This window comes from Streptomyces sp. NPDC004788, assembly GCF_053601115.1.
Genome location: NZ_JBSGBF010000094.1, coordinates 16805 through 31300, shown reverse-complemented (window position 1 = coordinate 31300; position 14496 = coordinate 16805). Strand labels below are relative to the sequence as shown.

Below are 14496 nucleotides of genomic sequence, written 5' to 3'. Positions count from 1 at the left end.
GTTGGCGGGGCGGGGGCGGGGCGCGCCGACGCCCGTGGGGCGCCCCGGCGCCGAGTGGCGCGAGGGGCGCGCGGAGGGATCAGACCACCTGGTGCAGCCAGCGGACGGGGGCGCCCTCGCCCGCGTACCGGAAGGGCTCCAGCTCGTCGTCCCAGGGCTTGCCGAGCAGCTTGGCGATCTCGGCCTCCAGCTGCGTCTCGCCGTGGGTGGCGCGGGCCAGGGCGGCGCGCAGCCGGTCCTCGGGGACGAGGATGTCGCCGTGGATGCCGGTCACCGCGTGGAAGATGCCGAGCTCGGGCGTGGCGCTGTACCGCTCGCCCTCGGCGTTGGAGCAGGGTTCGGCCGTGACCTCGAAGCGGAGCATCTGCCAGCCGCGCAGCGCGGAGGCGAGTTTGGAGGCCGTGCCGGTCTCGCCCTGCCAGGAGAACTCGGCTCTCCAGGTCCCGGGGGACGCCGGCTGACGGATCCAGTCGAGCTGGACCCTCGCACCGAGGACGCCCGCGACCGCCCATTCGACGTGCGGGCAGAGCGCGCGCGGTGCGGAGTGTACGTACAGGACTCCACGTGTCGTCACCGGGACCTCCAGTGTGGGGACGAGGTTCGCCATACCCAGCGGCCTCAGTAAACATCATCACGAGAAGTGGTCTTCGCAAACCCCCAAAAAGGGGACAGCATGTGACGTGATGTAATTTACCGGAGCCGATCGGCGGGGGCGCCTCTGGTTCGACGGGGGAAAAGCTACCGTGCCGGGCCCGTGTCGGGGTGACGTACGGTCGGTCGGGGGCGGGTGGGCACCAAGCTTTCACCCGCCAGGACGCCGGAGGAGGGGCTCCCGAATGCGCGGGCGAAAACGTTTCAGCACCGCTGTCGCCGCGGTGACGGCGGCACTGCTCGGTACGGCGGCCCTGGCGGGCTGCTCGGCCGGAGACGCGGCGGCCACCCGCCCGGCGGCCCGCCCGAGGCAGGAACCCGAGCCGAAGCCGAAGCCGGTGTGGAACACGGCCCCCGGCTCCGTCGCCGCCGTCGGCGACTCCATCACCCGCGCCTTCGACGCCTGTACGGTCCTCGCCGACTGCCCCGAGGTCTCGTGGGCGACCGGCACGGACGCGGCCGTCAACAGCCTCGCGCTGCGGCTGCTCGGCCCGCAGCGGGTCGCGGGCCGGAGCTGGAACCTGGCCAGGACCGGGGCCCGGATGGCCGAACTGCCCGCGCAGATGGCGCGGGCGGCGGCCCGGCGCCCGGAGCTGGTCACGGTGATGATGGGCGCGAACGACGTCTGCCGGGACCGGCCGGAGCTGATGACCCCGGTCGACGACTTCCGCGCCTCCTTCACGACGGCCCTCGCCCGGCTGCGGACCGGGGCGCCGAAGGCGCAGGTGTACGTGTCGAGCGTGCCGGACCTGAAGCGGCTGTGGGCGACCGGCCGGGTGAACCCGATGGGCCGTCAGGTGTGGCGACTGGGCATCTGCGGCTCGATGCTGAAGGACGCCGAGGACCTGGGCCCGGCCGCCGAGCGGCGCCGCACGCAGGTGCGCGAGCGGGTGGTGGCGTACAACCGGGTGCTCCAGGAGGTGTGCGCGAAGGACACCCGCTGCCGTTACGACGGCGGCGCGGTCTTCGGCTTCGCCTTCGGCGACGGTCAGCTGAGCCCCTGGGACTGGTTCCATCCGAGCCGGGACGGCCAGGCGCGGCTCGCGGAGCTCGCGTACCGGCAGGTCACGAGGGAGTAGACGCCGAGGGCCCCGGGGCGGTGTCAGGTTCCGCCCCGGGGCCGGCCGGTGGGGAGAGACGTCAGATCTCCAGGGTCGCCGTGAGGCGGGTGTCGGTCAGCGAGTGGGCGGCCCGCACCTCGTACGCACCGGTGACGAGGGTCCAGGCCCCCTTCTCGCCGGCCTCCTCGTCCCAGATCTCGAAGGCGCGGCGCGGGAGTTCGACCGTGACCTCGACGGTCTCGCCGGCGGCGGCCTCGACGCATCCGAAGCCGGCCAGCCAGCGCGCCGGGCGTTCGGCTCCGCCGGCGACCGGGGCGAGGTAGATCTGGACGACCTCGCGGCCGGTGCGCTCGCCGGTGTTGGTGAGGACGACGGTGGCGCTGTCCGGGGTGACGACGAGGGAGTCGTACGACCAGGTGGTGTAGCCGAGGCCGTGGCCGAAGGGGTACGCGGGGACGGCGCCGGACCTGTCCCAGGCGCGGTAGCCGATGAACACGCCCTCGGCGTAGTCGAGTCGGCCACCGGTCGGGGTGACCTCGGTGACCGGCACGTCGGCGAGGGCGGCCGGCCAGGTGGTGGGCAGCCGGCCACCGGGCTCCTCGGCGCCGGTGAGCACGTCGGCGAGGGCGGCGCCGCCCTCCTGGCCCGGGAACCAGCTGAGCAGGATCGCGGCGACGTCCTCGCGCCACGGCATCTCGACCGGGGAGCCGGCGTTGACGACGACCACGGTGTTCGGGTTGGCGGCGGCGACGGCCCGGACGAGGTCGTCCTGGCGGCCGGGCAGGGCGAGGTCCTTGCGGTCGAAGCCCTCGGACTCGACGCGCTCGGTGGTGGCGACGACCACGACGGCGGTGTCGGCGGCGCGGGCGGCCCGGGCGGCTTCGGCGATCAGTTCGTCGGGGTCACGGCGCGGACCGAGGTGGACGAAGGAGAACATCACGGCGGGCAGCGGGGCCGCGAACTCCTTGTCGAGGGTGTGCCGCAGGGAGACCTCGACGGTCCGCCCGGCCGTGAGGGCGGCCTTGCCGCGCTCGACGGGCGAGCCGAAGAACGCCTCGAAGGGGTCGGTCTCGGGGCCCATGGTCTGCACGCCGTCGAAGAGGGTCCGCCCGTCGACGGTGAGCGTGAAGGCGCCGAGGCCGCGGGTGCCGAAGGCGTGCTCGCCGCTCTCGCGCGGGGTGAAGGTGCCGATGACCTCGATGGAGGCGAGGGTGTCGTGGGTGACGCCGGCCGGCAGGTCGTCGCCGATCCACTGGACCTGGCCGTTGGGCAGGCTGCCCTCGCCGATGACCGTGCCGTGGGCGTCACGGCACACCGCGCGCAGGGTGAACCCCTGGTCGGCCGGGGCGAGTTCGTCGCTCGGGTCGGCGCCGATCGCGTACGCGAGGGTGCCCTCCGGCAGGGCGGCGGTGAGGCCGTCGAGCGGGGAGACGGTGTGCTCGGGGAAGACCTGCGCGGAGCCGCCGCCGAGGACGCGGGCGTCGCGGGCGGCGGCGCCGGAGAGGGCGACGGTCGCGCCGGCCGCGAGCGGCAGGGCCCCGCCCTCGTTCCGTACGAGCACGAAGCCGCGGCGGGCGATCTCGCGGGCCAGCGCGTCGCCGTCGATGCCGGCGGGCGGCTCCGCGACGACCGGCGGGACGCCGTCGAGGGCGCCGACGCGGGCGGCGAGCCGGAGGACGTTGCGCACGGCGGTGTCGACGGCGCCCTCGTCGACCTCGCCGGCCCGGACGGCGGCGGCGAGCGTCGCGCCGTACACGGTCTGCGGGCCGGGCATGGCCACGTCGAGGCCGCCCTCGATGCCCGCCTTGGTGGAGCGGGCGGCCATCCAGTCGGAGACGTTGTAGCCGTCGAAGCCCCACTCGCCGCGCAGCACCTCGTTGACGAGGTGGTGGTGCTCGGTCATCGTCACGCCGTTGACCTGGTTGTAGGCGGTCATGATGCCCCACGGGTGGGCGTTTTCGACGATGGCCTCGAAGGGCGCGAGGTAGAGCTCGCGCAGCGGGCGCGGGGCGATCCGGTTGTCGACGGTGAAGCGGTCGGTCTCGGCGTCGTTGCCGACGAAGTGCTTGACGGTGGTGCCGACGCCGCCGTCCTGGACGCCCCGGACGTAGCCGGTGCCGATGGCGCCGGTGAGGTACGGGTCCTCGCTGTACGCCTCGAAGTGGCGGCCGCCCAGCGGGCTGCGGTGCAGGTTGACGGTGGGCGCGAGGAGGACGTGGACGCGCTTGCGGCGGGCCTCCTGGGCGAGCAGCCGGCCGGCCCGGCGGGCGAGCGCCGGGTCCCAGGTGGCGGCGAGCGCGGTGGGCGAGGGCAGCGCGACGGACGGGTCGTCCGCGGTCCAGCGGACGCCGCGGACGCCGATCGGGCCGTCGGACATGACCAGGGAGGCCAGGCCGATCTCGGGCAGGGCCGGCAGCGACCACATGTCCTGACCGGCGAGCAGCCGGGTCTTGGCGTCCAGGTCGAGCTTCGCGAGGGCCGCCTCGACGGCCTGCTCGCGCTCGGTGTCCGCGTCGGTCCGCGGCTTCGTCTCCGCCATGGCCGTTCCTCCTGGTCCGAAGTGCTGGGGTGCGGCCATGGTGACTCGCCTACCTGTAGATCGGTAGGTTACGTTAGCGTTTCGTTATCTTCTGTTGGTGGGGATGCCGTACGGTCCTGTCAGAGTCAGGGCGTCGGAAGGGGGCGAGTGCGATGGCACGGGCCAGGAGCGAGGAGCGGCGGACGGAGATCGTCCGGGCCGCCCTCGAAGTGATCGCCGAGCGCGGCTACCGTGGCGCGTCGCTCGGCGCCGTCGCGGAGCGGGTCGGGCTCACCCAGCAGGGCCTGCTGCACTACTTCCCGACCAAGGAGGCGCTGCTCGTCGCCGTCCTGGAGGAGCGCGACCGCTGGGACACCAGCGGCGGCCGGGACCGGGAGCGCTGGCGCCTCGACCTGATGGAGTCGCTCGTCGAGTACAACGCCATGCGCCCCGGCATCGTGCAGACCTTCTCCGCGCTGCTCGGCGAGAGCGTCACGGAGGACCACCCGGCCCGCGCCTTCTTCACCGAACGCTACGTCCAGGTGCGGGAGAACATGGCCGACGTGCTGCGCGCCGAGTACGGCGCCGGGCTGCCCGGCGGCCTCACCCCGGAGCAGGTGGCGCCGCTGCTCACGGCGGTGATGGACGGCCTGCAGTTCCAGTGGCTGCTCGACCCGGACGCGGTGGACATGCCGGCGTCGTTCCGGGACTTCCTGGCGCTGCTCGCCCCGGCGGACCGTCCGGCCGGCGCGGGTCCTAGCGCGGGGTGATCCCGCCCGCGTACACGTGGTCCGGTGTGATGACGCGGGTGATCGCCCGGGCCACCAGGGTCGACGGCTCCTGGCCTCCGGCGACGAGGGAGTCGGTGTTCAGGATGAGCACCATGGTCGCCTTCTCCTCGGGCAGGTAGACGGTCACGGTCTCGTAGCCGGGCAGCGAGCCGTTGTGGCCGATCCAGCCGTTGGCGTCGAAGATGCCGAGGCCGTAGCCGAGGCCGGGGAAGCCGGTCGGCAGCAACTTCAGGCGCTGCTTCTGGGTTTCGGGGCTGAGCAGCTCTCCGGTGGCGAGGACGGGGGCCCAGCGGCGCAGGTCCTCCAGGTTGGAGATCATCGCGCCGGCCGCCCAGGCCCAGCTCGGGTTCCAGTTCGTGGTGTCGGCGACGGCCCCGGTGAGCGTCTGGTCGCTGTAGCCGTGCGCGTGCGGCTCGGGGAACTCGGCCCCCTTCGGCAGGAAGGTGTGGCGCAGGCCGCCCGGGCGGACGACGCGCTCGTGGATGACGTCCCTGAGCGGCCGGCCGGTCACCTTCTCGATCACCAGGCCGAGCAGGACGAGGTTGGAGTTGCAGTACTGGAACGTCGTGCCGGGCTCGGCGATGTTCTTGTGCCGGTAGCCGTAGGAGAGGGCCTCCCACGGGTTGAGCTGGCGCTCCGGCTCGCTGAACAGGTCGTGGATGAAGTCGGGGTCGGAGGTGTACGGGAAGAGGCCGCTGCGCATCTCGGCGAGGTGGCGCAGCGTGATCTTCTTGCCGTTGGGAACGCCGCGGATGTACGTGTCGATCGGGTCGTCGAGCTTCACCCTGCCCTCGTCGACGAGTTCGAGCAGCGCGGTGACCGTGAAGGTCTTGGTCTCGCTGCCGGTCCGGACGTAGGTGTCGGCGAACATCGGCTGTCCGGTGGCCTTGTCGGCGACGCCGCTCGCGCGGACGTAGCAGCCCCTGCCGGGCAGCCACAGGCCGACGACGAGTCCGGGGACGGCGGCCTGCTTGCGGACGTCCTCGACGGTCCTGTCCAGCTTGGCGGTCAGGTCCGGGGCGAGGCCGCCGGGCCCGCAGTCCTCGCCGTGGTGCGGGCCCGCGCCGACGGCCGCGGGGACGGCCGTGGCGGGGGCCGTCGCGAACGGGGCCATGACGGAGGCCGCGAGCAGGGTGGCGGCGAGGAGCCGGCGGCGGTGGGTACGTGGCATGGTGGGGCGCCTCTTCCAGGTTCACGGGGTCGGACGGCCACAGACCACCACCGGAACCCGCGCCGGAACGCCGCCCGTCGGCCGCGTTCCGGTGAGTCCACTCGTTCGGCGCCCCGGCCGCCCCGGATGGCGCCCTACCGCGCCACCGCCGCCAGGTCCTCGCCCGCGAGCGACGGGTCGGCGGTGAGCGCGGCGTGGACGGCCTCCAGGACGGGCAGCTTCGCCGTCGTCGTGGCCAGGGCCACGTCCTTGGCGGCGAGCGCGACCGGGAAGTGCGAACCGGTCGCGGTGGCGCGGGCGACGGCGCCCGCGAGGGGGCCGGCGCCGAGGGTGCGCAGGGCGAGTTCGCGGGGCAGGCCGAGCGAGTCGGCGAGGGTCAGGGCCTCGCCGACCAGCGCGACGCCGCCGATGGCCGCGTTGATGAGGACGAGCTTCAGGGCGGCGCCGGCGCCGGGCGCCCCGCACGCGGTGACCGACCCGAGCCGGGCGAGGACGCCGGCGACGGGCGCGGTGTCGCCGCCCGCGAGGATCAGCAGCTCGCCGGTGGCCGCGCGGTCGACGCTGCCCATGACGGGCGCGTCGATCAGGGTGACGCCCTCGGGCAGCCGGGCGGCGAGCTCGCGGGTGGTGTCGGGGCCGATGGTGGAGGTGTCGACCCAGTGCGTGCCGGGACGCAGCGCCGGGATCATCGCGTCGGCGACGGCGAGCGCGGCGGCCGGGTCGGCCAGCATGGTGATGACGACGCCGGCGCCGGCGACCGCTTCGGCGGGGCTCGCGGCGCGCACGGCGCCGGCGGCGACGAGGGCGTCGGCCTTGGCGGGGGTCCGGTTCCAGACGGTGAGCAGGTGGCCGGCGTCGAGGAGCCGGGCGGCCATGGGCAGGCCCATGCCGCCGAGCCCGAGGAACGCGATCTTCTGCGGAGTGCCGGTCGTTGCGGTGGTCTCGTTCTGCATGGGAACGACGCTAGAAAGGCCGACGTCATGCCACAAGCGAATGTCTAGCATGGCTGCCATGCTGCAGAATCATGGCTTGTACGACGTCTTCCTCGCCGTCGCCCACGAAGGCTCCTTCACCGCGGCCGCCCGCACCCTCGGCTACACCCAGTCCGCCGTCTCCCGGCAGATCCAGGCCCTGGAGGACGAGACGGGCGCCGCCCTCTTCGAGCGGCTGCCGCGCGGGGTGCGGCTGAGCGAGGCGGGCCGGGTGCTGCTGCCGCACGCGCAGGCGGTGCGGGACCGGCTGGCCGTCGCCCGCGTCGAACTGGAGGCGCTGCGCACCCTCGACGGCGGGCTGCTGCGGCTCGGCGCGTTCGCCAGCGCGGGCGCCGCCCTCGTGCCGCGTGCGCAGGCGGCTTTCCGGGCGCGGCATCCCGGGGTCGCGGTGACCTGGGCCGAGGGGCCGTCGGTCAAGCACCTGCGGCTTGTCGCGGCCGGCGAGGAGGACCTGGCGGTGGTCAGTCCGGCGGCGGGCGGGGCCGCGCCGGAGGGCGTGACGCTGCACCACCTCCTGGACGAGCCGATGCTGGTGGCCCTGGAGCGCGGGCACCCGTACGCGGGGCGGCGGGACGTGCGGCTCGCGGAGCTGGCCGAGGAGGAGTGGATCGTCGCCAACGAGCGCCTGGAGGACACCCTGTTCCGCCCCGCCGTCGCGGCCGGCTTCCGGCCGCGCACCGGCCTGCTCGCGGGCGACTGGATCGCCAAGCTGGGCGCGGTGGCGGCCGGGCTCGGCGTCACGCTCGTCCCGGCGCTCGCGGCGGCGTCCGTGCGGCCCGACGTGGCCCTCGTGACGATCCACCCGGACGACGTGCCGTACCGCAGGATCTGTGCGGCGACCCCGCCGGTGCCGACGGTGGCGGCGACGGCGTTCCTGGGCCTGCTGCGCGAGACGGCACGGGACCTGACCCCTCGGACTTAATACCCTCAGCCCACCATTGATCCTTACAGGTGGACATGGGAAGCTGAAGGCCATGATCGTCGCTGCCACGCAGTTCGCCCCGGCCCCCGGGGACATCGCCGCCAACGTCCGCGCCGTCGCCGGACTCGTCCGCGCCGCCGGTGCCGACGGCGCCCGGCTCGTCGTCTTCGCCGAGCTCTCCCTCACCGGCTACGAGCCGAGCCTCATCAGGGACGACCCCGGGCTCGTCCTCACCGAGGACGACCCGCGCCTCGATCCCGTACGGGAGGCGTGCCGGGCGGTCTCGGCGGCGGCCGTGGTCAACGGACCGGTGCGGGCCGCCGGTTCGCGCCCGGGCGTCACCAGCCTGGTGATCGGCCCGGACGGCACGCTGCTCGCCCGCTACGACAAGCAGCACCTGTACGGCATCGAGGCGGAGGTCTTCGAGCCGGGCACGGCCGACGGGCGCTTCGAGCTCGACGGCGTCCGGTTCGCGACCGCCACCTGCTACGACAACCGCTTCCCGGAACTCGCCGAGCGCGCCGCCGCCGACAACTGCACGGCCTATCTGGCGAGTTCGGTGCTGGGCGCCGACAACGACTCCTTCGAGACCGTCTACCCCGTGCGGGCCCGGGACTTCGGTCTGCACGTCGTCCTGGCGAACGTTCTCGGGACCAGCGAGGCCGGCGAGTCCTGCGGCCTGGCCGGCGCCTGGGGTCCGGACGGCGAGCGGCTCGCGGACGCCGGCCCGGACAAGCCGGGTCACGTGCTCGTGGACGTGCCGGACGGCCGGTGATCGCCTCACCGGCCGTCCGGTCCTGACGGTGGGTCACAGACCCCGGTCCGTGACTCACCGCCGCGCCTGTCGGGGGCTCTTCGGTCCTCTCCTACGGGGCGCTCAGGCCCAGCGTGTACGCGCCGGAGCCGCTGTAGGCGTGGACCAGATAGCGGTAGTAGCCCGCGGTGCCGTTGTACGTGATGTCCTCGTCGGCGCTCGCCGTGCCGCCGACCGCCACGTCCGCCCAGCCCGACCCGTTCCACTTCTGCAGGTACAGGTCGAAGTCGGCGCCGGCCGGGCCGCGCAGGCAGCCCACGTGGGTGCCGGAGGTCGCCGAGTAGTAGTACGAGCCGTCCGGCTGGGCCTGGGCCTGACCGTCGGCGAGCGTGCCCTGGTACGTGTACTCGGTGTTGTCGCAGCCGGTGGGCGGCGTGGTCGTGCCGCCGACCGTCAGCTGGTAGGTCACGGTGTGCGTGGCGGAGCCCGTACCGGTGACGGTGATCGGGTAGGTGCCGTTCGCCGTGCCGGACGCGACCTGGACCGTCATGGTCGAGGAGCCGCCGGAGGTCACCGAGGACGGGCTGAAGGAGACGGTGACGCCGCTCGGGGCGCCGCTCGCGGTCAGCTGCACGGTCTGCGCGCTGCCGCCGGTGGTGGCCGTGCTGACCGTGGAGGTGGCCGAGGCGCCCGGCTGGACCGAGCCGGAGGCCGGGTTCAGGGAGAGCGAGAAGTCCGGCGTGGTGGTGCCGCCGCAGTCGGTCTCACCGGACTGGGCCGGGACGCCGATGGCGTTCCAGGCGGCCTTCACCGCGTTGCACTCGGCGCTGCCGTAGGTGTTCCTGGCGCTGGCCAGGGTCGCCTTGCGGGCCGCGAGGTGGTTCCAGGAGGAGGTCTTCATGAGCAGCGCGCCCATGAAGATCTTGCCGGCCTTCTGCACGCCGATGCCGGTCATCGAGGACGGGCCGCCGGAACAGATGGGGCTGGCGGGCTTGCCGCCGCCCGGGTTGGAGCCCTCGGCGAGCAGGTAGAACCAGTGGTTCTGCGGGCCGGCCGCCGCGTGCACCTCGGTGCCGGAGGTCAGCTGCGGGTAGCAGTTGGGGTCGCCGGCGAGCGAGGGGTTGTACATGTAGCGGATCGGCTTGCCGTCGCCGAAGAAGTTCACCTTCTCGCCGACGGTGTAGTCCGGGGTGTCGTTCGCGTTGCCGGCGAATGCCTCGGTGAGCGCGCCGAAGATGTCGCCGGTCGACTCGTTCATCCCGCCGTTCTCGTTGGACGAGCCGGAGCTGCCGGGGGTCTTGTCGAAGACCTCGTGGCCGTACTCGTGGGCGACGACGTCGATGGCGGTGAGCTGGTTGGCGTTCTGCTGGTTGTGGCCGAAGGTGGTCTTGGTGCCGTCGTAGTAGGCGTTGACGTCGCCCAGGCCCGCCTGGGCCGGGACCATCCCGCCCTGCCCGTTCTGGCCGTTGTAGCCGAACCACTGCTTGAGCATGTCGTACTCGCGCTGGGCCGCGTACATGATGTCGACGCAGGCCGTCACCAGGTCGTTGGCGCCCCCGTTGCCCCACGGCGAGGAGCCGGTGTACGTGCCGCCGTTCTGCCCGCCGCAGCGCAGGCCGGAGCGGTTCGGGTCGGTCATCGAGGTGGCGGCGGTGTCGATGGTGACGTTGCCGTTGTGGTAGCCGCGGCCGTCGGCGTCCACGACCTTGTCGTGGACGCGGGCGACGGCGCCGGTGCGGGCGTCGACGTAGGTGTCGAGCGAGCTCGGCAGGCCCTTGGCGGTGCGGCCCACGACCAGCGTGTGCCAGGTGAGGACCGGCTTGTCCCCCTTGAGCAGCACGGTCAGTTCGGGCGTGCTCGCGCTCTCGACGCGGGCCAGGCGCGCCTTGGCGGTGGCGAGGGCGGCGGACGGGGTCACCGTGGCCCTGGTGGAGAGCGTGAGGGCCGCCGGGGTGGGTGCGGCGGCGATGTCGCGGACCTTGCCGGCGCTGTCGGAGACGACGACGGCGTCGCCGCCGGCCACCGGCAGGCCCTTGTAGGTGCGCTGGTAGGCGGCGTAGTAGAGGCCGCCGGCCCACGGGGTGACGGCGGTGCGGACGAGTTCCTCGTCGGCGCCGTGGCGCAGCCCGTCGAGTCCGCTGTCCGCGGCTTTGTCGGCGGCGGCGAGCGCGAGCGACTTGCCGTGCCCGGGCGGTACGGGCCGCGCCTGCGGGGCCGCGGCGGAGGCGGTGGCCGCGAAGGTGCCCGCGAGGCTCGCCGTCAGGGCGAGCGCGGCCAGGGCCGCCGGGAGTCTGGTGGGGTGCACGTCTGCTCCGTTCGGGTGGGGGGAGACGGTGGGACGCGCCGAGTATGGGTGTGGACATGGCAAGTCGGGGACCTCCCGGCCGCCATAAGACCGGAGTTATGCCGAAGCCTGTCCTCCGCCCCGACCCCTGTCTAACCTGGCGAAATGCAGCTGGAGTTGAGGCATCTAGAGGCCGTCTGCCGGATAGCGGAAGCGGGCAGTCTGGGGCGCGCGGCGGCCCGGCTCGGGGTGTCCCAGCCGGCCCTGTCCGCGCAGTTGCGGCGGATCGAACGGGCCGCGGGCGGCGAGCTGTTCACGCGCGGGCGGCACGGGGTGGAGCCGACACCGCTGGGCGAGTTCGTGCTCTCCAAGGCGCGCCGGGTGCTCGGCGAGATGGACGCCCTCGCGGCCGGCGCCCGGGCCGCCGCCCCGCACGCGACGCTGCGGCTCGGCTGCATCCTGCTGGTCCTCGTGGACCGGCTGATCGGGCGCCTGGACGAGGAGCTCGCCGGGCAGGAGATCGCCGTCAGCATCGACGTCGAGCACTCGGTGACCACGCTCAGCCGGATGCTCGGCGCCGGACAGTACGACGCGATCGTGTACGGCGAGGTCGACGACCACGAGGTGCCGCTGCCCGAGGGCGTCGCGGCCCGCACCCTCGTCCCGAAGGAACCGTTCTGCGTGCGCATGTCGGCGGCGCACCCGCTGGCCGGCCGGGACCGGGTGGACCTCGCCGACCTGGCCGGGGAGACCTGGATGACCATGGTCGAGGACGACGACGGCGGCCCGGAGGCGCTGGTCGAGGCGTGCCGGAAGGCCGGCTTCACCCCGTCGCTGCGCTACCGGATCGCCGACCGCAAGATGCACTACGACCTGATCGCGGCCGGCCGCGCCATCTCCGTCTCCCAGCCGACCGCCCCGCCCGCCGAGGGCACCGTGCTCCGCCCGCTGGCCGGCGACCCGATCACCGGCCGGATCCGCCTCGCCTGGAACCGCGCCGCCGTCTCCGAGCGCCGGGCCCGCCTGCTCTACCGGGCGGCGGGGCTCGCGTACCTGGACAACGTGGCGCACAACGACTTCCACCGCACGTGGTGGGAGGCGCGTCCGGAGCTGCATCCGGTCCTCGACTGAGCGACGCTGGTGTCAGAGCGCGGGTGTCAGAGGTGAGCGACGGTGACCGACTACGCGAAGGTGTTCCGGGCGCTGCCCGGCATGGTCGCGCTGCTCACCCCGGACCTGGTGTACGTGGACGCCAACGACGACTTCCTGCGCCTGTCGGGCCGCACCCGGGAGCAGCTGGTCGGCCACTATCTCTTCGACGTGTTCCCCGACAACCCGCGGGACCCGGCCGCGACCGGGGTGCGGAACCTGGCCGCGTCGCTCCGGCGGGTCCTGGAGACCGGCGAGCGGGACTCCATGGCCCCGCAGCGCTACGACGTCGAGTCGCCCGAGCGGCCCGGGGAGTGGGACGTGCGGTACTGGAGCCCGGTCAACGCGCCGGTGCTCGGTCCCGACGGGCGGGTCGAGCTGCTCGTCCACCGGGTGGAGGAGATCACCGAGCTGATCCGGTCCCGGGGCGGGGCCGCCGGCGACGGCCGCACCCGGGTCCTGGAGGCCGAGCTGTACACGCGGGCGCGCGAGCTCCAGGAGGTCAACGAGCGGCTGCGGGCCGCGCACGCCCGGGAGCGCGAGGTGGCGCTCGCCCTCCAGGAGGCGATGCTGCCGGCGCCCGGGCCGATCGGGCCGCACCGGGCCGCGGTCCGCTACCGGCCCGCGGCGGGCACGCTGAACGTGTGCGGCGACTGGTACGACCTGGTCGCGCTCGGCGGCGGCGACCGGATCGGCGTGGCCGTCGGCGACGTGGTCGGGCACGGCCTGGCCGCCGCCGGGGTGATGGGCCAGCTGCGCAGCGCGCTCAGCGCCGCCTCGCGCGTGACGAAGGGGCCCGCGCAGGCCCTGGACGTGCTCGATCTGTACGCCCGCTCGGTGGAGGGCGCCGAGAACTCGACCGCCGTCGAGACGTGGATCGACTACGAGCGGGGCGTCGTCACGTACAGCAGCGCCGGGCACCCGCCGCCCGCGCTGCGGCACCCGGACGGCAGCGTGGAGTTCCTGGACCGGGCGACGGATCCGCCGCTCGGCGCGCACCCGGCGCACGTCCGCCGGCCGCAGGCGGAGACCGCGTTCGGTGCCGGCGCCGCGCTCGTCCTCTACACGGACGGTCTGGTCGAGCGGCGCGACGAGGACATCGACGCCGGGCTCGCCCGGCTCGCCGAGACCCTGCGGCGGCACGGTGAGGCGGACCCGGAGGCGCTGGCGGACGCGCTGCTCTTCGCCATGCTGCCGGTGGGCGGGGCGACGGACGACACGGCGCTGATCGTGGTCGGGCTGTGAGGCGTCCGGGCGGGTCCGGCGCCCGGCGGTCAGGCGGTCAGGCGGTCAGGTGCGTGACGCCGCTCGTCTCGCCGTGCGTCTCGTCGTGCGTCTCGTCGTCGTCCTGGCCCCCGGCCGCCGTCTCGCCGTTCAGGTCGCGGGCCATCAGGGTGGCCCCGGCGACCGCGCCCGGCATCAGCAGGACGGCGACGAAGGGGACCAGGAAGGCGAGGGTGAGCGGGACTCCGAAGCCGAGGGCGGCCATCCGGCGGCCGCGCAGCAGTCCGAGGCGCTCCTTGAACTCGACGCCCCGGCGCTGGAGCGCGACCGCCGTCAGCTCCTCGGTGAGGAAGAAGCCGGAGACGCAGAAGCCGACGGCCGGCACGACGGTCTGGCCCACGACCGGGACGAACCCGGCCGCGAAGAGCAGGATGCCGTAGCACGCGACCCGCACCAGGACCCGCAGGCTGTCCCGGGCCGAGATCCACAGCTCGCGCCAGAGCGGCAGCCCGGACTCGGGCACCTCGCCGCCCTCGGTGCGGTCGACCGCCTCGGACAGCGACTCGTAGAAGGGCTGGCCGACGAGGAGCGTGACGGCGGTGAAGCTGATCACGGCGAGGAAGAGACCGAGCGCGTAGACGAGGAAGTCCAGCGCGCCGCGGAGCAGGCCCTGCCAGGGCGAGCCCCAGTCGTCGGCGAACGGGGTGGCCCAGGCGGTCAGGTCGTCGGCGCCGTAGAAGAGGCCGACGAGCGCCCCCACGTACAGCACGAAGGTGACGAGCCCGGGCAGCAGCCCGAAGCCGAACCACCGGCCGTGCCTGCCGACCCACTTCTGGCCCTGCAGCAGGTAACCGAATCCCGCCCCGAAATCACGCATGGCGATCACTCTAGGGCTTGCTCCGGCCTCACCCGTACGAGGGAGGGCCGCACCCTGGTCGGTCAGGGTGCGGCCCTCGTCCACAGTCTGCCTGGCTACGGC

Annotated in this window: 12 protein-coding genes; 6 read left to right on the top strand and 6 right to left on the bottom strand. The window is 73.9% G+C overall.

Annotated elements, in window-relative coordinates; genetic code table 11:
- Positions 1–79 precede the first annotated feature (79 nt).
- On the bottom strand, positions 80–574 hold the full coding sequence (locus ACWEJX_RS30540) for a DUF3145 domain-containing protein (RefSeq protein WP_403793243.1): 495 nt from the start codon (positions 572–574) through the stop codon (positions 80–82).
- 262 nt (positions 575–836) lie between these two features.
- On the opposite strand from ACWEJX_RS30540, the gene ACWEJX_RS30535 reads away from it, so the two are divergent.
- Positions 837–1730 (top strand): SGNH/GDSL hydrolase family protein, encoded by an 894-nt coding sequence (locus ACWEJX_RS30535; RefSeq protein ID WP_451610656.1) that lies wholly within the window; start codon positions 837–839, stop codon positions 1728–1730.
- 61 nt (positions 1731–1791) lie between these two features.
- Here the strand turns inward: ACWEJX_RS30535 and ACWEJX_RS30530 are convergent, their stop codons facing one another.
- A complete protein-coding gene (locus ACWEJX_RS30530) occupies positions 1792–4251 on the bottom strand; it encodes a glycoside hydrolase family 3 protein (RefSeq protein WP_451610655.1) in 2460 nt (819 codons plus the stop codon).
- Positions 4252–4403: 152 nt separating this feature from the next.
- Between ACWEJX_RS30530 and ACWEJX_RS30525 the strand changes: the two genes are divergently transcribed.
- The gene (locus ACWEJX_RS30525; protein WP_451610654.1) at positions 4404–5000 is read left to right on the top strand and encodes a TetR/AcrR family transcriptional regulator; all 597 of its coding nucleotides are present in this window, start codon (positions 4404–4406) and stop codon (positions 4998–5000) included.
- Here ACWEJX_RS30525 and ACWEJX_RS30520 read toward each other — a convergent pair.
- Positions 4987–6192, bottom strand: coding sequence for a serine hydrolase domain-containing protein (locus ACWEJX_RS30520; RefSeq protein ID WP_451610653.1), 1206 nt, complete (start codon positions 6190–6192; stop codon positions 4987–4989). The genes ACWEJX_RS30525 and ACWEJX_RS30520 overlap by 14 nt on opposite strands.
- 134 nt (positions 6193–6326) lie before the next feature.
- Positions 6327–7145 (bottom strand): NAD(P)-dependent oxidoreductase, encoded by an 819-nt coding sequence (locus ACWEJX_RS30515; RefSeq protein WP_451610652.1) that lies wholly within the window; start codon positions 7143–7145, stop codon positions 6327–6329.
- Positions 7146–7203: 58 nt separating this feature from the next.
- On the opposite strand from ACWEJX_RS30515, the gene ACWEJX_RS30510 reads away from it, so the two are divergent.
- Together ACWEJX_RS30510 and ACWEJX_RS30505 are read left to right on the top strand one after the other, a co-directional pair.
- The gene (locus ACWEJX_RS30510; protein ID WP_451610651.1) at positions 7204–8106 is read left to right on the top strand and encodes a LysR family transcriptional regulator; all 903 of its coding nucleotides are present in this window, start codon (positions 7204–7206) and stop codon (positions 8104–8106) included.
- 52 nt (positions 8107–8158) lie between these two features.
- Complete coding sequence (locus ACWEJX_RS30505; RefSeq protein WP_451610650.1) at positions 8159–8881, top strand: carbon-nitrogen hydrolase family protein; 723 nt, start codon at positions 8159–8161, stop codon at positions 8879–8881.
- Between the two features lie 91 nt (positions 8882–8972).
- Here ACWEJX_RS30505 and ACWEJX_RS30500 read toward each other — a convergent pair whose 3' ends face one another.
- Positions 8973–11165, bottom strand: coding sequence for a M4 family metallopeptidase (locus ACWEJX_RS30500; RefSeq protein WP_451610649.1), 2193 nt, complete (start codon positions 11163–11165; stop codon positions 8973–8975).
- Positions 11166–11309: 144 nt separating this feature from the next.
- Here ACWEJX_RS30500 and ACWEJX_RS30495 point away from each other — a divergent pair, with 144 nt between their 5' ends.
- Positions 11310–12275 (top strand): LysR family transcriptional regulator, encoded by a 966-nt coding sequence (locus tag ACWEJX_RS30495; RefSeq protein ID WP_451610648.1) that lies wholly within the window; start codon positions 11310–11312, stop codon positions 12273–12275.
- A 42-nt stretch (positions 12276–12317) separates the two neighbouring features.
- Complete coding sequence (locus tag ACWEJX_RS30490; protein WP_451610647.1) at positions 12318–13538, top strand: PP2C family protein-serine/threonine phosphatase; 1221 nt, start codon at positions 12318–12320, stop codon at positions 13536–13538.
- Between the two features lie 37 nt (positions 13539–13575).
- Here ACWEJX_RS30490 and ACWEJX_RS30485 read toward each other — a convergent pair whose 3' ends face one another.
- On the bottom strand, positions 13576–14394 hold the full coding sequence (locus tag ACWEJX_RS30485; protein WP_451610646.1) for an EI24 domain-containing protein: 819 nt from the start codon (positions 14392–14394) through the stop codon (positions 13576–13578).
- Between the last annotated feature and the right edge of the window lie 102 nt (positions 14395–14496).

Bases quoted from the DNA above. Each gene is read 5' to 3' on its own strand.
- ACWEJX_RS30495 (WP_451610648.1), top strand. From the start codon at position 11,310: ATGCAGCTGGAGTTGAGGCATCTAGAGGCCGTCTGCCGGATAGCGGAA.
- ACWEJX_RS30505 (WP_451610650.1), top strand. From the start codon at position 8,159: ATGATCGTCGCTGCCACGCAGTTCGCCCCGGCCCCCGGGGACATCGCC.
- ACWEJX_RS30525 (WP_451610654.1), top strand. From the start codon at position 4,404: ATGGCACGGGCCAGGAGCGAGGAGCGGCGGACGGAGATCGTCCGGGCC.
- ACWEJX_RS30535 (WP_451610656.1), top strand. From the start codon at position 837: ATGCGCGGGCGAAAACGTTTCAGCACCGCTGTCGCCGCGGTGACGGCG.
- ACWEJX_RS30530 (WP_451610655.1), bottom strand. From the start codon at position 4,251: ATGGCGGAGACGAAGCCGCGGACCGACGCGGACACCGAGCGCGAGCAG.
- ACWEJX_RS30510 (WP_451610651.1), top strand. From the start codon at position 7,204: ATGCTGCAGAATCATGGCTTGTACGACGTCTTCCTCGCCGTCGCCCAC.
- ACWEJX_RS30520 (WP_451610653.1), bottom strand. From the start codon at position 6,192: ATGCCACGTACCCACCGCCGCCGGCTCCTCGCCGCCACCCTGCTCGCG.
- ACWEJX_RS30515 (WP_451610652.1), bottom strand. From the start codon at position 7,145: ATGCAGAACGAGACCACCGCAACGACCGGCACTCCGCAGAAGATCGCG.
- ACWEJX_RS30485 (WP_451610646.1), bottom strand. From the start codon at position 14,394: ATGCGTGATTTCGGGGCGGGATTCGGTTACCTGCTGCAGGGCCAGAAG.